The organism is Leifsonia shinshuensis (assembly GCF_022606355.1).
Lineage (GTDB): Bacteria > Actinomycetota > Actinomycetes > Actinomycetales > Microbacteriaceae > Leifsonia > Leifsonia shinshuensis_B.
Genome location: NZ_JAHHZQ010000002.1, coordinates 320,653 through 337,951, shown reverse-complemented (window position 1 = coordinate 337,951; position 17,299 = coordinate 320,653). Strand labels below are relative to the sequence as shown.

Annotated in this window: 18 protein-coding genes; 11 read left to right on the top strand and 7 right to left on the bottom strand. The window is 70.9% G+C overall.

The features are described 5' to 3' along the window. Window positions 1–35: 35 nt before the first annotated feature. Complete coding sequence (locus KNO15_RS08395; protein WP_241703065.1) at window positions 36–659, bottom strand: GNAT family N-acetyltransferase; 624 nt, start codon at window positions 657–659, stop codon at window positions 36–38. 32 nt (window positions 660–691) lie between these two features. Next, on the bottom strand, window positions 692–1,996 hold the full coding sequence (locus KNO15_RS08390) for a glutamyl-tRNA reductase (protein WP_241703063.1): 1,305 nt from the start codon (window positions 1,994–1,996) through the stop codon (window positions 692–694). A gap of 113 nt (window positions 1,997–2,109) precedes the next feature. Here KNO15_RS08390 and KNO15_RS08385 point away from each other — a divergent pair, with 113 nt between their 5' ends. The 11 genes from KNO15_RS08385 (at window position 2,110) to hemL (ending at window position 12,144) form a co-directional block, all read left to right on the top strand. Next, window positions 2,110–3,279: a uroporphyrinogen decarboxylase gene (locus tag KNO15_RS08385; RefSeq protein ID WP_241703061.1), complete on the top strand. Its 1,170-nt coding sequence runs from the start codon at window positions 2,110–2,112 to the stop codon at window positions 3,277–3,279. Continuing rightward, window positions 3,276–4,889 (top strand): protoporphyrinogen/coproporphyrinogen oxidase, encoded by a 1,614-nt coding sequence (locus KNO15_RS08380; RefSeq protein ID WP_241703060.1) that lies wholly within the window; start codon window positions 3,276–3,278, stop codon window positions 4,887–4,889. Before KNO15_RS08385 ends, KNO15_RS08380 begins: the two co-directional genes overlap by 4 nt. Window positions 4,890–4,896: 7 nt before the next feature. Then, on the top strand, window positions 4,897–5,226 hold the full coding sequence (locus KNO15_RS08375; protein WP_241703058.1) for a hypothetical protein: 330 nt from the start codon (window positions 4,897–4,899) through the stop codon (window positions 5,224–5,226). A gap of 35 nt (window positions 5,227–5,261) precedes the next feature. Then, the gene (locus tag KNO15_RS08370) at window positions 5,262–5,672 is read left to right on the top strand and encodes a phage holin family protein (RefSeq protein ID WP_241703056.1); all 411 of its coding nucleotides are present in this window, start codon (window positions 5,262–5,264) and stop codon (window positions 5,670–5,672) included. After that, window positions 5,662–5,877 (top strand): DUF3618 domain-containing protein, encoded by a 216-nt coding sequence (locus tag KNO15_RS08365; RefSeq protein ID WP_241703055.1) that lies wholly within the window; start codon window positions 5,662–5,664, stop codon window positions 5,875–5,877. Before KNO15_RS08370 ends, KNO15_RS08365 begins: the two co-directional genes overlap by 11 nt. 88 nt (window positions 5,878–5,965) lie before the next feature. Next, window positions 5,966–6,700: a hydrogen peroxide-dependent heme synthase gene (gene hemQ, locus KNO15_RS08360; protein ID WP_241703053.1), complete on the top strand. Its 735-nt coding sequence runs from the start codon at window positions 5,966–5,968 to the stop codon at window positions 6,698–6,700. After that, a complete protein-coding gene (locus KNO15_RS08355; protein WP_241703051.1) occupies window positions 6,697–7,878 on the top strand; it encodes a ferrochelatase in 1,182 nt (393 codons plus the stop codon). The genes hemQ and KNO15_RS08355 overlap by 4 nt, the downstream gene beginning before the upstream one ends. Beyond that, window positions 7,875–8,876 carry a hydroxymethylbilane synthase gene (gene hemC, locus KNO15_RS08350; RefSeq protein ID WP_241703049.1) on the top strand — a complete coding sequence of 334 codons (1,002 nt, stop codon included), beginning with the start codon at window positions 7,875–7,877 and terminating at the stop codon, window positions 8,874–8,876. Before KNO15_RS08355 ends, hemC begins: the two co-directional genes overlap by 4 nt. Continuing rightward, window positions 8,873–9,661 carry a uroporphyrinogen-III synthase gene (locus KNO15_RS08345; protein ID WP_241703047.1) on the top strand — a complete coding sequence of 263 codons (789 nt, stop codon included), beginning with the start codon at window positions 8,873–8,875 and terminating at the stop codon, window positions 9,659–9,661. The genes hemC and KNO15_RS08345 overlap by 4 nt, the downstream gene beginning before the upstream one ends. Window positions 9,662–9,835: 174 nt before the next feature. Beyond that, window positions 9,836–10,762: a porphobilinogen synthase gene (gene hemB, locus KNO15_RS08340; RefSeq protein WP_241703045.1), complete on the top strand. Its 927-nt coding sequence runs from the start codon at window positions 9,836–9,838 to the stop codon at window positions 10,760–10,762. Then, window positions 10,750–12,144: a glutamate-1-semialdehyde 2,1-aminomutase gene (hemL, locus tag KNO15_RS08335; protein WP_241703043.1), complete on the top strand. Its 1,395-nt coding sequence runs from the start codon at window positions 10,750–10,752 to the stop codon at window positions 12,142–12,144. The genes hemB and hemL overlap by 13 nt, the downstream gene beginning before the upstream one ends. A gap of 71 nt (window positions 12,145–12,215) precedes the next feature. On the opposite strand, the gene KNO15_RS08330 is transcribed toward hemL, so the two are convergent. From KNO15_RS08330 to KNO15_RS08310, 5 genes are all read right to left on the bottom strand, one after another. After that, a complete protein-coding gene (locus tag KNO15_RS08330; RefSeq protein WP_241703041.1) occupies window positions 12,216–12,452 on the bottom strand; it encodes a hypothetical protein in 237 nt (78 codons plus the stop codon). Between the two features lie 38 nt (window positions 12,453–12,490). Continuing rightward, window positions 12,491–13,744, bottom strand: a complete 1,254-nt coding sequence (locus KNO15_RS08325; RefSeq protein ID WP_241703039.1) for a sugar ABC transporter permease — start codon at window positions 13,742–13,744, stop codon at window positions 12,491–12,493. Then, window positions 13,741–14,607 carry an ATP-binding cassette domain-containing protein gene (locus KNO15_RS08320; protein WP_241703892.1) on the bottom strand — a complete coding sequence of 289 codons (867 nt, stop codon included), beginning with the start codon at window positions 14,605–14,607 and terminating at the stop codon, window positions 13,741–13,743. Before KNO15_RS08320 ends, KNO15_RS08325 begins: the two co-directional genes overlap by 4 nt. A 148-nt stretch (window positions 14,608–14,755) precedes the next feature. Then, window positions 14,756–15,874 (bottom strand): ABC transporter substrate-binding protein, encoded by a 1,119-nt coding sequence (locus KNO15_RS08315; protein WP_241703037.1) that lies wholly within the window; start codon window positions 15,872–15,874, stop codon window positions 14,756–14,758. Between the two features lie 148 nt (window positions 15,875–16,022). Beyond that, window positions 16,023–17,204: an ROK family transcriptional regulator gene (locus KNO15_RS08310; RefSeq protein ID WP_241703036.1), complete on the bottom strand. Its 1,182-nt coding sequence runs from the start codon at window positions 17,202–17,204 to the stop codon at window positions 16,023–16,025. Between the last annotated feature and the right edge of the window lie 95 nt (window positions 17,205–17,299).

The window sequence follows — 17,299 nt, the reverse complement described above, 5'->3', positions numbered from 1 at the left end:
GGGGACCCGTCCATCCTACTGAGGATGCGAAGGCGTCACCGGCCCACGCGGAAGTCCTGCTCCAGGATCGCGTACACGGCGGTGTCCGACCACTCGCCCTTGAAGATCTCGGTCTGGCGCAGGAAGGCCTCCTGGCGCATGCCGATGATCTCGCAGAGCCGCGCGGAGGCCTCGTTGCGCGCGTCCAGTTGAGCGAACACGCGGTGACCGCCGAGGGTGTCGAAGCACAGCTCGAGGAGACGGGTTGTCGCCTCGGTGGCGTAGCCGCGGCCGTGGACGGCCGGGTGGAACACCCAGCCCATCTCGAATTTCGCCCACTCGGCCTTCTTGAGGAACAGGCTCACGTGGCCGATCACCCTGCTGTGGCCTCCCTCGGGGTCCGGCAGCTCGACGGCGTAGACGATTCCGTCGCCGTCGGCGGCGAGCCGGTTCATGGCGATGCGCTTGCGGAGGTGCTCCGCCGACTCGTCGTGGTCGTGGACCTCCCAGTAGAGGTAGCGGGCCACATCCTTCAGCCGCTCGAACTCGTGCTCGTTCTCGAGGTCGCCGCTGTTGAGCGGACGGAGCAGGAGCCGCTCGGTGCGGAGGTCCTCCGCGGAATACGGCAGCCCGGTCGCGGCGTGCGGTGCTTCGGTGGTGATCGTGGCCTCGTCGCTCACGTGTCCTCCTCGGTCGGTTGTCGGGTGATCCGTCAGGATGCCGCGGTCTCGTCGTCGACGGCGCGCAGGGCGCGAGTCGTCGGCACGTCGTCGACCTCCAGGCCGAACAGGGCGGAGGTCGCGTCGACGAACGCCTGCGCGTCGCCGTTCCTGGCGAGCTCGCGTGCCCGCACCGACGGCGTGTGCAGGAGGACGCCGGCGAGGTGGCGCAGTGCCGCCTCCGTCTGCTCCGAGGAGTCGCCGCGCGAGCGGGCGCGGGCGATCTCGGCGTCGAGGACCCCGAAGACGTGCGAGCGCAGCGCGACGAGCGCGGGCGTGACGGCCTGCTCGGCATTCTGCGCGGCGAACTCGGCCGCTGCGGCGTCGACCAGCTCCCGGGCGTCGGCTGCGGCGTTCAGCTCTTCGACCGGGGCGTGGATGCTGATGGTCTCGAGGTCGAGGAGCTCGACGCCGGTCAGCTCTGCGACAGCGGGGTCGACGTTGCGGGGCAGGCCGAGGTCGATCACCAGGCGGCGTTCGGCGGAGCCGGGGAGGGCGATGGCCGCGGTCAGCAGGTCGCGGGTGATGACGTGGTCGGTGACGGCCGAGCAGGTGACGATCAGGTCGGCGCTCGCCAGCTCGTGCTGGAGGCCGTCGGCCTCCACCGCCGCGACATCGTGCGAGAGCGCGAACTTCGCCGCGCGTCCGGTGGGGGAGTAGACCCGCACGTCGGTCACGCCGTGGTCGCGCAGCGCGGCGAGGCTGGCGCCGGCGTATTTGCCCGTGCCGACCAGCAGCACCCGGACCTGCGTCCAGTCGGTGACGCGGCTCTCGGCCAGCTCGAGGGCGAGGCGCACCATCGATCGGCCGGCGGTCATGATCCCGGTCTGGTTCTTGACGCCGCGGGAGGTGCGCGACGCGACCTGGAAGACGCGCTCGAGGTCACCGGTGACCGTGCCCGCCGTGCGGGCCGCCTGCAGCGCCCGCCGCACCTGGCCGGCGATCTCGCCCTCGCCCACGACGACGGACTCGAGGCCGCTGGAGACCGAGAAGAGGTGCTCGGCGACGGCGTCGTCGCAGTAGACGGTGCTGGAGGCGCGCAGCACATCGGCGTCGATGCCGGCGGCGACGCTCACCGCGTCGATCACGGCCTCCGCCGAGACGGCGCGCGCCGCCGGGAGGGGCTCGTCGATGTCGAGATACGCCTCGAAGCGGTTGCACGTCGCGAGGACGACCGATCCGCTCACGAGTTCGCTGTGCTCTGCGAGTGCCGCGGTGACGGCCGGCGCATGGCGCTCGAGCCGTTCGAGGAGGTCGAACTCCGCGGTGCGGTGGCTCGACGAGAAGCAGAGAAGCACGGGGGAAAGCCTACGCTCGCCGTCGGCGTTCCTCGAATCGAGATACCCCGTCGCGGGGACCGTCCGCGAGATTCCCGGAGGATTGGCAGATTCGTCCCTGGGAGAATGGTCGGGTGACCTCCCTCGACCCGTCCCACCCGCTCTCCGCAGGCCTCACCGCCGACAGCCGCCTCGTTCGCTCCTATCACGGCGAGCGGCAGGAGGTCGTTCCCGTCTGGTTCATGCGCCAGGCCGGCCGCTCCCTGCCGGAGTACCGCGAGCTCCGGGTCGGCACCCGCATGCTCGACGCGTGCCTGGAGCCGGCGATGGCCAGCGAGATCACCCTGCAGCCGGTGCGCAGGCACGGCGTGGACGCCGGCATCTTCTTCAGCGACATCGTCGTGCCGCTCAAGCTGGCCGGCGTCGCTGTGGAGATCCAGCCCGGCCGTGGCCCCGTGTTCGAGCAGCCGGTGCGCACCGCGGCCGACGTCGCACGGCTGGAGGAGGTCGACCCCGCGTCCCTCGACGCGGCGACCTTCGCGCCGATCGCGGAGGCCGTGCGGCTGACGACGGCGGAGCTGGGGAGCACGCCGCTCATCGGTTTCGCCGGGGCGCCTTTCACGCTGGCCGCCTACCTCGTCGAGGGCGGCCCGTCGAAGGATCACATCCGTGCCCGCACGATGATGCACGCCGACCCGCAGACCTGGTCGCGGCTCATGGCGTGGAGTGCCGACGTGACCGGCGCGTTCCTCCGGGCCCAGCTGCTCGCGGGCGCGAGCGCCGCCCAGCTCTTCGACTCGTGGGCGGGTTCGCTCTCGCTGCGCGACTACGTCGAGCACGTGGCCCCTGCGTCGGCGCGCGCCCTCTCGCACGTGCGCGACCTGACCTATGAGGTGGCACAGCCTGAGGCTGCCGAGGCCCCCGACACGACGGAGGCCGGAGCGACGCCCGCGACCGACGAACCACTTGTGCGCAACGTGCCGATCGTCCACTTCGGCGTCGGCACCGGCGAGCTGCTCAAGGCGATGCACGACGTGGGCGCCGACACCGTCGGCGTCGACTACCGCACCCCGCTCGACGAAGCCGCGAGACGACTCGGCCACGTCGTGCCGGTGCAGGGCAACGTCGACCCGGCGATGCTGGACGCGCCGTGGGAGGTGCTGTCCGCGCACGTCGTCGACGTCTTGACGCGTGGGCGCGAGGCCCCGGCGCACGTGCTGAACCTGGGCCACGGTGTGCCGCCCGAGACCGACCCGACCGTGCTGACCCGCGTGGTCGAGCTCGTCCACGGGTGGCGGCCATGACCTCGGAGCCCTTCGACCACGACGCGGTCGCGGCGGAGGTCCGGCACGCCATCGAGGCACCCGCCACGCGCATCGCCGTGGTCGGCGGAGGCGTTTCCGGCCTGGTGGTGGCGCGGGAGTGCGCCCGGCCGGGGTTCTCGGTCACGGTGCTGGAGGCGTCCGGCCGCGTCGGCGGCTCCGTCGCGCCGCTGGAGCTCGACGGCCTGACGCTCGACGCGGGAGCCGAGAGCTTCGCGACGCGCGGCGGCCACGTCGCCGCTCTGCTGGAGGACCTCGACCTCGCCGACGAGATCGTCACGCCGAACCCCGCGGGCGCCTGGGTGCGCAACGGCACGCGCAGCGTCCCCCTGCCGAAGGCCGGCCTCCTAGGGATCCCCAGCTCGCCGCTGGCCAGTGACGTCGTCGCCGCCATCGGCTGGGGAGGTGCGCTTCGCGCCTACCTCGACAGGCTGATGCCGGTGCTCAAGATCGGCCAGGAGCGGCGTCTCGGCACGCTCGTCCGCAAGCGGATGGGATCGAAGGTCCTCGACGAGCTGGTGTCGCCCGTCGTCACCGGCGTCTATTCGGCGAACCCCGACGACCTGGACGTCGATGTCGTCGCGCCCGGGCTCAACGCCGCCCTGACCCGGCTCGGTTCGCTGTCCGGAGCGGTCGGCGATCTGCGCTCGTCCGCGAAGGCGGGCAGCGCAGTGCAGGGCATCCACGGCGGGATGTGGAGGCTGCCGGCGGCGCTCGCCGACGACATCGTCGCCCGAGGCGGCGCGATCCGCACGGACGCCGCCGTCGTCTCGGTGTCGCCGTGGGTGGCGCCGGACCCGGAGGAGCTCGCCGCCGTCGCAGCCGAGGAGGCTCTCGCCGGTCTGGACGACGACGCCGCACCCGGCGGCGCGACTCAGCAGGAGAGCGCTCCCGACGACGAGCGCCGCGCGCGCTGGACCCTTCGCCTCGCCGACGGCTCGTCCGTCGACGCCGACGTCCTCGTCGTGACCGCACCTGCAGACGCGGCGCTCGCCCTCCTGCCCGGCCTCGACGACGGGCTGGCCGAACTCGCGGCACTCGACTGGCCGGCCGCATCGAGCGTGGAGCTCGTGACCCTGGTGCTCACCGACGACCGTGTCGGCGACGCGCCCGTCGGCACCGGTGTGCTCGTCGCCGACGGCGAACCCTCCGGGGTCGGGGCGAAGGCGATGACGCACTCCAGCGCCAAGTGGGCCTGGGTGGCCCAGGCCGCGGGATCCGGTCGTCACGTGGTCCGGCTGTCCTACGGCCGGGCGGGTCGCCCGGCGGCGACGCTCGGCCTGAGCGATGCCGAACTGCGTGAGCGCGCGGTCGCGGACGCTGCAGCGCTGTTGAATATTCCGCTCGCGGCATCCGATGTCTCCGCATTCGCCCGGACCCCCTGGACGAACGCGCTTCCCTATGCGACAGTGGGGCAGCGGGAACGCATCACGCGCGTCCGTGACGAGGTCGAGAAGATCGAGGGCGTCGAGGTGACCGGCTCCTGGCTGACCGGCACCGGGCTGGCGTCCGTCATCCCGGACGCACGCCGGGTGGCGGAGCGGGCACGGGGTCTACGCTGGAAGTCACTGACCGACGACCTGGAGAGGTGAGGGACGAATGCGGGGAAAGCTTCTCTTCGTGACGGGCGCGGCGGTGGGTTACGTGCTCGGCACCCGGGCTGGACGCAAACGGTACGACCAGATGAAGTCGGCCGCGCTCAAGGTCTGGGAATCCCCAGGGGTGCAGAAGCAGGTGAACGCCGTCGAGGATTTCGTGGCCGAGAAGGTCGGAGAGTTCCCCGAGGCCGTCTACGTCACGGTCAAGAAGGCCGTCGTGCGCGCGAACGACCGCCGCCGGGAGTCGCGCGTGCCGGATCCGGGGCCGTCGGGGGTGGCCGTCGTTCCGCAAGCACGGGATGATCAGACTCGGGATGATTCCCAGGAGTAGCGGATGTCGTCGCGTCCGAAGGGGCAGGTGAGCGGATGACCGATCGAGAACGGGCCGGATCGCAATCGCTGGGCGAGTTGATCACGGCCCTGCCACGGCTGCTCATCGAGCTGCTGAAGGCCGAGTTGGCCCATCTCCGGGCGGAGCTCGCCGAGAAGGCGAAGTATGCCGGCATCGGCATAGGGCTCTTCGTCGGTGCTGCCGCGTTTCTGTTCTTCGCACTGGGCGTCCTCGTCGCGGCCGCGATCCTCGGGCTCGCAGTCGTCCTTCCCGGCTGGGCCTCCGCTCTCATCGTCTTCGGCGCCCTCCTGATCATCGCCGCCGTCCTCGTCCTGATCGGCGTCTCGTCGCTCAAGCGGATGAACGGCGTGGCTCCGACGGAGACGATCGCGAGCGTCAAGACCGACATCGACGCACTGAAGGGGCTGGGACGGTATGACAACTGACCGCAGCGATGTCGAACGCGCTCGCGCCGACCTGGCCGCCACCGTCGACGCGATCACCTACAAGCTGAACGTGCCCAAGCGCACGGCCGAACGCGTGCGCAGGCTGCGCGATGACAACCCGCTCGCCCTCGTCGGACTCGCGCTCGGGGTGGCCGTCGCGGTCGGCGGGGCCGTCTGGGGGATCGTGGCGGCACGCCGCCGCTGAAGTCCTCGGCCGCTGAAGTCCCGGCCACCGAGGTATCGGGCGACCGAGGCGTTTTTGCCTTCACAGGTTTGCGAGGGAGACTGTCGGTATGAGTACCCCGGCTGCCGCTCCGGCAGAGTCGACCTCCCCCGAATCCAGCACCCCCGAGAACCCCAGCGGTTTCACCCTCTGGGCTGTTCTGCGCCGCGACCCGGCGCGCCCCGACGACCTCGACGGCACCGACGTCCCCCGCGCGGTGCAGGAGCTCGAAGGCGTGATCGCCGACCTCGAGCTGCACGACGTCACCACCCGTGGACTGTACGATGTGAGCGGGCTCCGCGCCGACGCCGACCTCATGATCTGGCTGCACGGCCCGGAAGCCGAGGCGCTGCAGTGGGGACTCCGCCAGCTCCGGCGCACACAGCTCTTCAAGGCGCTGCTCCCCACCTGGAACGCCATGGGCGTGCACCGCGACGCCGAGTTCAACCGGTCGCACGTGCCGGGCTTCCTGCGCGGCAAGGAGCCGAAGGGTTGGCTCTGCGTCTACCCGTTCGTCCGCAGCTACGAGTGGTACCTGCTGCCCGACGAGGAGCGGTCGCAGATGCTGGCCGAGCACGGCCGCAAGGGTGCGGCCTTCCGCGGGGTCCTCGCCAACACCGTCGCGTCGTTCGCGCTCGGCGACTACGAGTGGATCCTCCCGCTGGAGGCCGACGAGCTGACCGACCTCGTCGACGTGATGCGTGACCTGCGCTACACGGAGGCCCGCCGCCACGTACGCGAAGAGGTGCCGTTCTTCACCGGCCGCCGCATCCTGCCGGCCGAGGTCGTGGAGGTCCTCCAGTGACGGGGACCGAGGCTGCCCCGCGCGTCCTGGCCGCCACGCCGGCCGCCGCGTCCGGAGCCGAGCACGTCACGGAGCCGGTGGCCTACGACGCGATCCTGCTCGCCGGGTTCGGTGGCCCCGAGGGCCAGGACGACGTCATCCCCTTCCTCCGCAACGTGACCCGCGGCCGCGGCATCCCCGAGGAGCGTCTCGAGGAGGTGGCGCACCACTACCGCCACTTCGGCGGCGTGAGCCCGATCAACGACCAGAACCGGGAGCTCAAAGCGGCGTTGGAGGCAGAGCTCGCCTCGCGCGGCATCGACCTGCCCGTGCTGTGGGGCAACCGCAACTGGGATCCCTACCTCGAAGACGCGCTGCGCGAGGCCCAGGAGCGCGGCTTCACGCGCATCATCGCGATCGCCACGAGCGCGTACTCCTCCTACTCGAGCTGCCGCCAGTACCGCGAGGACTTCGCCCGCGTGCTGGAGGAGACGGGGCTGGAGGGCACGATCCAGATCGACAAGGTGCGCCAGTTCTTCGACCACCCCGGCTTCGTCGAGCCCTTCATCGAGGGTGTCAAGAACGCCGTCGCTGAGCTGCAGGAGAAGGTGCCGGGCATCGACCCGGCCACCGAGATCCGCATCCTCTACTCGACGCACTCCATCCCGTCGACCGACGCGGCCAAGTCCGGTCCGGCCGAGCGCGGCTTCGGAGAGGGCGGCGCCTATGCGGCCCAGCACCTCGCCGTCGCCGAGGTCGTCTCGCACGCGGCGACCGGCGGCACGATCGGGTGGGATCTCGTCTACCAGTCCCGCTCGGGCCCGCCGTCGATGCCGTGGCTGGAGCCCGACATCAACGACCGCATCGCGGAGCTCCCCGCGCTCGGAGCCAAGGCCGTCGTGATCGTGCCGCTCGGCTTCGTGAGCGACCACATGGAGGTGCTCTGGGACCTCGACAACGAGGCGATGGAGACCAGCGAGGAGAACGGCCTCGTCGCCGTCCGCGTCCCGACCCCCGGCACGCACGCGAAGTACGTGCAGGGACTCGTGGATCTCGTGCTCGAGCGGCGCGACGGTGTGCCGGTCGACCAGCGACCGGCCCTGACCTCGCTCGGCCCCTGGTACGACGTGTGCCGGCCGGGGTGCTGCGAGAACGTGCGACTGGGCTTCAAGCCCGCCGCAGCGGGGCTCGCGCCGTGACCGGCACGGTGAGCCTCGCCGAGGGCCGCGCGGAGAAGCGGGACGGCGTGCTCCGCATCGGCACCCGCGGAAGCGCACTGGCGGTCGCGCAGACCCGCGCCGTCGCCGAGTCGATCGCGCGGGCGACCGCGCTCGACGTCGAGCTGGTGACCATCACGACGCATGGCGACACGTCTCGGGAGTCGCTGTCCGACCTGGGCGGCACCGGCGTCTTCGCCACCGCGCTGCGCGAAGCGCTCCTGGCCGACGAGTGCGACCTGCTCGTGCACTCGCTCAAAGACCTCCCGACCGCTCCAGCACCCGGCCTGGTCATCGGCGCCGTGCCCAAGCGGGCCGATGCGCGCGACGCGCTGTGCGCCCGCGAGGACTGGACGCTCGAGACGTTGCCCGATGGTGCGAAGGTGGGCACCGGGTCGCCGCGTCGCGTCGCCCAGCTGAGATCGGTGCGACCCGACCTCGACGTGATCGACATCCGCGGCAACGTGGACACCCGTCTCGGGAGGGTGGCGGAGGGCGACCTCGATGCCGTCGTCCTGGCCGCGGCGGGGCTCGGCCGGCTCGGCAGGCTGGAGGCCGTCACCGATTTCTTCGCCCTGTCGCAGGTTCCCACCGCACCAGGGCAGGGCGCCTTGGCGCTGGAGGTCCGCGAGGGTGAGCAGACCGGGCGCGGTGACGTCGCGCGCGCCCTGAAGGCCGTCGATCACGCGACCACCCACGCTTGCGCGACCGCGGAGCGCACCGTGCTCGCCGGGTTGGAGGCGGGCTGCGCCGCACCCATCGGCGCCTCGGCACTCGTCGACGACGGGCTGCTCTTCCTCACCGCCACGGTCTACCGGCCCGACGGGTCCGAGAGGCTGACGGCGTCCCACGCAGCGACGCCAGACTCGTTCGGCGCGGCCGATCTCGACGAAGCGGCCCGCGACGTCGGTGCGCGCGTCGTGGCCGAGCTGCTCGCAGCGGGGGCGGCCGACCTGGCGCCCCTCGGGGGCACGCGATGACCTCCACGACCACCACCCCGAAGCCGCTCGCCGGCTGGCGCGTGCTTGTACCGCGGGGCGGCCCGTGGGGCGACTCCGTCGCCGCCGACCTGCGCGCGAAGGGCGCGTCGCCTGTCGTCGCGGCGATGATCAACTTCGCTCCGACGGCCGATGCGCCGGCTCTGGAGGCCGCCCTGGCGCGCCTCGCCGACGGCGGGTTCGACTGGGTCACCGTCACCAGCGCGACCACCGTCGACGTCCTGAGCGCCGCGCGCGCCGTGGTTCCGCCGACCACCCGCATCGCGGCGGTCGGCGAGACCACGGCCGCCGCCCTGGCCGCAGCGGGCTACGCCGTCGACCTCGTTCCCGCCGAGGACAACTCCGCGCGCGGGCTCCTGGAGGAGTGGGAGGCCGCCACCGACGGCGTCGTGCCGCTGCGCATCCTCACCCTGCGTTCCGAGATCGCCAAGCCCCTCCTGACCGAGGGGCTGCGTCGCATCGGGCACCAGGTCGAGTCCGTCGTCGCCTACCGCACCGTCGGCATCCCCGTGCCGGAGAACATCGTCGCCGACGTGCGCGACGGGCTGGTGCAGGCCATCCTCGTCACCTCCGGTTCGGTGGCCGAGCAGGTGCAGGTGCAGCTCGGCCCCATCCCGGAGACGACGCTGGTCGCGGCCATCGGCCCGCAGACCGCGCGCGACGCCCGCGAGTACGGGCTGCGCGTGGACGTGATCGCCGAGGAGCGCACGGCGGCGTCCCTCATCGAGGCGGTCGCCGCGGCCGCCACCGGCCGCCCCACCCCCTGACCCAGCCAGCTGTTCCTCACTTCCTCTCGCGACACGCCGTGCAGGGGCGGGAGAAAGTGAGGAAGCGATGGCTGACGGCGTGCGGCGGGCACACAGCGCCGCGGGCGTAGGCTGGGGAGAGTGAGTGAGTTGCATCCCGTTGTGCGGCCGCGACGGCTTCGGCAGTCGCCCGCAATGCGCCGTCTGACCGCCGAGACCCGCCTCCATCCGGCCGAGCTGATCCTCCCGCTCTTCGTGCGCGAGGGCGCCTCCGAGCCGCACCCGATCGCCTCCATGCCGGGCGTCGCCCAGCACAGTCTCGACTCCCTGAAGCGCGCGGCCGTCGAGGCCGCGGAGGCCGGCGTCGGCGGGGTCATGCTCTTCGGCGTGCCGCAGGTCAGGGACGCGGTCGGCAGCGCCGCGACCGACCCGGACGGCATCCTCAACGTCGCCACGCGTGCGGTCGTCGACGAGGTCGGCGACGCACTCGTCGTGCAGACCGACCTGTGCCTCGACGAGTTCACCGACCACGGCCACTGCGGCGTGCTCGACGCCGATGGCCACGTCGACAACGACGCCACACTGCTGCGGTATCGCGACATGGCGATCGCACAGGCCGAGGCCGGGTCGCAACTGCTCGGTCTGAGCGGGATGATGGACGGCCAGGTGGCCGCCGTCCGCGACGCCCTCGACGCGGCGGGCCGCAGCGATGTCGTCATCCTGGCGTACGCCGCGAAATACGCGTCCGGTTTCTACGGGCCGTTCCGCGAGGCGGTGGACTCGCAGCTCTCCGGCGACCGCCGCGCCTACCAGCAGGACCCGGCGAACCGCCGCGAGGGCCTGCGCGAGGCGCGCCTCGACCTCGACGAGGGCGCCGACATCCTGATGGTGAAGCCGGCGCTGAGCTACCTCGACGTGCTGAGCGACGTCGCCGCGATCAGCGACGTGCCGGTGTGGGCCTACCAGGTCTCCGGCGAGTACGCGATGGTGGAGGCCGCCGCCGCGAACGGCTGGATCGACCGTGACCGCGTGATCGAGGAGACTCTGATCGGCGCCAGGCGCGCAGGTGCCGACGCCGTGCTCACCTACTGGGCGACCGAGGTCGCGGGATGGCTGCGATGAACGACTTCAACACGGTCCCCGGTCGGGCCGGCGACACCCAGGACCTCCAGGGACTGGCCGACGGCGCCGCGATCGGCGACGTGAACCTCGCCCAGTTCGAGCGGGCGCAGCGCGTCATCCCCGGCGGCGTCAACTCCCCGGTGCGGGCGTTCCGCTCGGTCGGCGGCACACCGCGCTTCATGGTGTCGGCGCGCGGACCCTACATCGTGGACGCCCAGGGGCGCGAGTACGTCGACCTGGTCGCATCGTGGGGGCCGGCGATCCTCGGCCATGCCCATCCGGCCGTCGTCTCGGCGGTGCAGGAGGCCGTTGCGCGCGGTCTCTCGTTCGGCGCCTCCACGCCGGCCGAGACCGAGCTCGCGGAGGCCGTGCTCGCCCGCGTCCCGTTCGTCGACAAGCTGCGGCTCGTATCGACAGGGACCGAGGCGACGATGACCGCCATCCGGTTGGCGCGCGGTTACACCGGCCGCCCGCTGCTGATCAAGTTCGCCGGTCACTACCACGGCCACTCGGACAGCCTTCTCGCCGAGGCCGGCTCCGGTCTCGCGACCCTGTCGCTTCCCGGGTCGGCGGGCGTCACCGAGGCGACGGCCGCGCAGACCCTGGTGCTCCCGTACAACGACCTCGACGCCGTGCGCGCCGCCTTCGAGGCGAACGGGCCGGACATCGCGGCCGTCATCACCGAGGCCGCCGCGGCGAACATGGGTGTCGTCGCACCGGACGACGGCTTCAACGCCGCACTCACCGACCTCGCGCACGAGTACGGCGCCCTGCTCATCCTCGATGAGGTGCTGACCGGTTTCCGGGTGAGCGAGGCCGGCTACTGGGGTCTCGACCGCGGCTACACGCCGGATCTCGTCACGTTCGGCAAGGTCATCGGCGGTGGGATGCCGCTGGCGGCGGTCGGCGGTCGCGCCGATCTCATGGACTTCCTCGCGCCGACCGGGCCCGTCTACCAGGCGGGCACGCTGTCGGGCAATCCGGTCGCCGTGGCTGCGGGTCTCGCCACGTTGGCGTACGCCGACGAGGCGGTCTACGACCGGCTCGACGTGGTGGCCGACACGCTCTCGAGCGCCGTCTCGGACGCGCTGGCGGCGGAGGGCGTCGCCCACCGTGTGCAGCGGGCGGGCAACCTGTTCAGCTTCGTCTTCGGCGACTTCGCCTCAGCGCCGCGCACGTACGCCGAGGTGCAGTCGCAGGAGGCCTTCCGGTACCGTCCGTTCTTCCACGCGATGCTCGACGCCGGGGTCTCCCTGCCGCCGAGCGTGTTCGAGGCCTGGTTCGTCACGGCCGCGCACGACGATGCGGCCATCGACCGCATCCTCCAGGCGCTCCCGGCCGCCGCGCGCGCCGCCGCTGCCGCGTCCTCCGCTCCCGCCTGACCCGAGGGGCACGTAAACGCCCCTAAACCCTCGGTTTAGGGGCGTCAACGTGCCCCTCGGCGGGAGGAAAGTCACTCGTCGGCGGCGGAGGGTTCGCGCGAGAGCGACTCGACGTACGTATAGGTCGCGGCCGACGGCCAGCCGTCGGCGTCGAGCAGGGCGTACACGTCGAAGTTCAGCTCACCGCCGCCGCCCGCCGCCCGTCGCAGCGTGCGCGGAGGCACATCCGACGACGCCCGCACCGTCACCGTCTGCGGGTCCGCACCGGAACGCAGAAGGCGAGCGTGGAAGGTGGTGGTTCGGGTCACCGGTCCACCTTCTCACACCCGCCCCGTGTCGCCGGCCGCTAAGCCTGCCCGTGCGATTCGCGCGAGCGGCGGGACAGCGAGTCGATGATGACTGCGAGCAGCAGCACGGCGCCCGTGATCATGAAGCGGTACGACGAGTCGAGGTTCATCAGCGTCAGGCCGTTGGAGATCGACTGGATGACCAGGATGCCGAGCAGCGCCGACCACGCCGAACCACGGCCGCCGAAGAGGCTCGTTCCGCCGATGACCGCCGCGGCGATGGCGTTGAGGTTGGTGTCGGTGCCGCCGGAGCCGGCGCCCACGGACGCGAGCCGGGCCGCGGCGAGCAGCCCGCCCACCGCCGCGAACGTCGAACACAGGATGAACACGCTGATGAAGATCCGGTTCACCTTGATGCCGGCGCGGCGTGCGGCCTCCACCGAGCCGCCCACTGCGAAGACCGAGCGCCCCCACTTGGTGCGGGTGAGGAAGAAGTTCATCACGATGACGAGGACCACGAAGAACAGGAACATCGCGCCGGTGCCGCGGTCGGTCGACAGATACCAGACGGCGATGCAGAGCCCGACGAGCAGCAGGACGGCCTTCACGAGCACGACGGCCGTCGATCCCTCGGACAGTCCCGCCTTGCGTCGGCGCACGTTGCGACGCCAGTCGGACCAGAACATCCCGCCCGCCGCGATCACGGCCAGCGCGTACGCCGCCCACGGCGGGAGGAAGGTCTGCTGCGCGAACTTCACGATCCAGGAGTCGTAGGGGATGTTGATCGAGCTGTTCGGTCCGAGGATCCAGAGCTGCACGCCGAGGAAGCCCAGGAGACCGGCCAGGGTGATCACGAAGCTCGGCACGCCGAACCGGGTGAAGAGCAGGCCGTAGAGCAGGCCGATCACGGATCCCGCGAGGATCGCGACGATGACCGTGAGCGCGAGCGGCCAGTGCAGCTGGGTGAAGCCCACGCCGAGGATGGCCGCGGCGACACCGCTCACCGACCCCACCGACAGGTCGATCTGACCGAGCAGCAGCACGAGCACGATACCGATGGAGATGGTGCCGATGGCCGCGCACTGCAGGGTCAGGTTGACCAGGTTGTTGGCGCTGAGGAAGGCGGGGTTCAGGATCTGGAACACCACCCAGATCACGATGAGGCCGATGACGACCGGCAGAGAGCCGAGGTCGCCTCCTCGCACCCGCCGCCCGAAGGCGCGCACGGCGCCGCCGAGGCCCTCGTCGCGGATGAGGCGCTCGTCCTGCAGGTCTGCCGCGAGCTGGGCCGGAGTCTCGGGTGCCTTGGTCATCGGTCCTGCTTCCCTTCGGTGCTCTCGGCGCCCGCGGTGTGGTCGCCGTGCTCGATGAGCTCGACACGCTCCTCGATGCGTTCTGCGCGCTGCGAGACGACATTGTCCGTCGCGCCGGTGATGGCCGAGATGATCTCTTCGTAGCTGACGTCGGGAACCCGGAAGTCCCCGTTGTTGCGGCCGAGGCGCAGCACGGCGACCCGGTCGGCCACCGCCTGCACATCGGCCATGTTGTGGCTGATGAGGATGACGCCGAGCCCCCGCTCGCGCAGGCGCTCGATGAGGTTGAGGACTTCGGCGGTCTGCGCCACCCCGAGTGCGGCGGTCGGCTCGTCCAGGATGACGACGCGCGGGTCGCCGATCAGCGAGCGGGCGATGGCGACGGTCTGGCGCTGGCCGCCCGACAGCGACGCCACAGCGATCCGCACCGACGGGATACGTGCGGATAGCTGGCGGAGCAGGCTCCACGAGCGCTTCTCCATCTCCTCCTCGTCGAGCGTGCCGTGGGTGATCTCACGGCCGAGGAACAGGTTGGAGACCACGTCGAGGTTGTCGCACAGTGCGAGGTCTTGGAACACCGTGGCGATTCCGAGATGGCGCGAGGCGGCCGGCGAGGGGATGCTGACATCCTGGCCGTCGAAGGTGATGGTGCCGGCGTCCTGCGGGTGCACGCCGGCGAGGATCTTCACCAGCGTGGACTTGCCGGCGCCATTGTCGCCGACGAGGGCGACCACCTCGCCGGGGTAGACCTCGAGGTGGATGTCGGTGAGCGCCTGAACGGCACCGAACCCCTTCGAGATTCCTCGGAGCGAGAGGACGGGCTCTCGGCTGGACCGCTCCTGGTCGGTGACCGCGGATTCCATCGTCACGGCGTACTCCTTCGGGCCTAACGCTTTCGATCACGCTGCGCGATCGTTCGCGTGCGTTCTGGGCTAACTGTATGGCGGAACCACCCGGCCCGGGATGGCGGATATCCGCCACCCCAGGCCGGGTGGGTACTGCTCTCGGTGGTTACTTGATGCCGTACTTGTCGCAGTCCGCCTTGTAGTCCGCGGTGCAGATCTTCGCGGCGGAGTCGGGGCCGTAGAAGTTGTCCTTCACGACTGTGGACTCGATGTTGTCCGTCGTCACGGCGACCGGGTTGAGCAGGATGGACGCGATCTTCGCGCCGCCCGCCGTTGCGACCTCGGTGGTCTGCTCGGACGGCTTCTGGCCCTTCGTCAGAGCGACGGCGAGTGTGGCCGCCTGCTCAGCCTCGGGCTGGAGCGCCTTGTAGACCGTCATGTACTGGTCGCCGGCGAGGATCCGCTGGATACCGGCGAGCTCGGCGTCCTGACCGGTGACCGGCGGGAGCGGGCTGACGTTGGCCGCCTTCATGGCCGCGATCGCGCCACCACCGGTGCCGTCGTTCGCCGCGTAGACGGCCTTGATCTGGTCCTTGAACTGCGAGACCTGGCCGGACACCCAGTCCTGGGCCTTGGCGGGGTCCCATCCCGGTGTGTCGAACTCGGCGAGCACCTTGTAGCCGCTGGAGTCGATGACGCTGTGCGCGCCCTTCTTGAAGAGGGTCGCGTTGTTGTCCGTCGGCGAGCCGTTGACCATCAGGATTCCGCTGCCCGCGGGCACGTTGTCCTTCTTCAGCTTGGCGACGAGCGCCTGGGCCTGCAGCTGGCCGACCTTCTCGTTGTCGAACGAGATGTAGTAGTTGAGGTCGGGGCTGTTGATGAGGCGGTCGTAGGAGATGACCGGGATGTTCTTCGCCTTGGCCTCTCCGACGATCGACGCGGCGGCCTCACCGTCGAACGGGTCGAGGACCAGGACCTTGACGCCCTGGGTCAGCATGGACTCGGCCTGCTGCTGCTGCTTGCTGGCGTCGCCGTCGGCGTTCGCGTAGAGCACCTGGCAGCCGGAGCAGAGTTGCTTGACCTTCGCCTCGAAGAACGGCTTGTCGGCCGACTCGTAACGAGCGGTGACCGAGTCGGGGAGGAGGAGACCGATCTTGGCGTTCGCCGCGCCCGAGGCGTTGTTCGTCGAGGAGTTGCCGGAACCGTTCGAACACGCTGTGAGGGTGAGGGCTGTGGCCACGATCGCGGCGGCCGCGATGACCGCTCTCTTGGTGGCGATCTTCATTGAAAAACCTCCGATTCGAAGCCGCCTTCGTTGGCGGCTGGGTTGAGTGTGTCAGTGTGGGCGCTTGGCGTCAATACTTGAATTCAAGCTTTCGATAACGGTTCGTCACGGACGGGGGGCACGGCGGGTCGGCAATGGGGGCCGAGCGTCAGACCGCCACTCCGACGCTCGTGAGCGAGACGCTGTCGACGGCGTGGGCGACGGCCCCCAGCGTCGCCGCGCGCACTCCCAGCTGCCCCTGGACGATGTCGGGCATCAGGTCTTCGTTGACGATGATCGAGCGCTCGACCGCGTGCCGCATCGGGCCGAGCAGCAGCTCGCCTGCCCGCGCCAGCTCGCCGCCGACGATGACCCGCTCGGGGTCGAGGAGGTTGCACAGGTTCGCCGTGGCGATCCCGATGTGCTTGCCGGCATCGGCGATGGCGCGGATGCAGCGTGCGTCGCCGGCCATCGCCTGCAGCACGACGTCGCCCAGCTTGAGGCTGCCGAGGTGGTCGCGCAGCTCGTCCAGGATGGCGGGGCCTCCCGCGATCGCCTCCAGGCATCCTCGGTTGCCGCAGCGGCAGAGCGGGCCGTTCTCGCGGATCGTGGTGTGACCGAACTCGCCGGCCACGCCGTTCTTGCCACGGAAGAGCTGTCCGTTGAGGAGGAGTCCCGCGCCGATCCCGTCGCCCACGTCGAGCGTGATCGTGGTGCCCTTGCCGCGGCCCGCTCCGAGCCGCGACTCCGCGAGCGCCGTGAGGTTCGCCGCGTTGTCGATGAACACGGGTCGCTTGACCCGGCGCTCCAGAGCCTCGGCGATGAAGACGCCGTCCCAGCCGCGCATGATGCCGCTGCGGGCGATGGTGCCGGTGGCGCGGTCGAGGGGAGCGGGCACCGCGAGGCCGATGGCGAGCACTTCGTCGCGGGAGGCGTCGACCGAGTCGAGCATGTCGGTCAGCAGCATGGAGACCTTGTCGAGCTCGTTGTCTGCACGGTGGTCCTTGGCCAGCGGCATGTGGTTCTCCGCCACCACGGTATTGGCGACGTCGGCGAGTGCGACGCGGAGGTGGCGCGTGGAGAAGTGCACCCCGACGACCAGGCCGAGCGCGTGGGCGAGGGTGACGTGCTGGGCGCGGCGTCCGGAACGGATGCTCTGCGCGGTATGCAGCACCCCGGAGGTCGACAGCTCCTTGACGATGTTCGAGACAGTGGCGGGGGAGAGGCCGGTCGCGCCGGCCAGCTCCACCTGCGTGAGGCCTCCGTGCTTCTTGATGGCGTCGACGATCCGAGCCCGGTTGGCTTCACGAAGTGAAGTCTGCGAGCCCGGAGTCCGCCGCTGCGTTGCCACGACGAGAAGGATACATGCCGCTTCGTGGAGCGGATCATGTGAGTCTCCGCACGGCTCGTTCGGCGGCCCGTGCCCCTCCCGATCCGTCCGCCTCC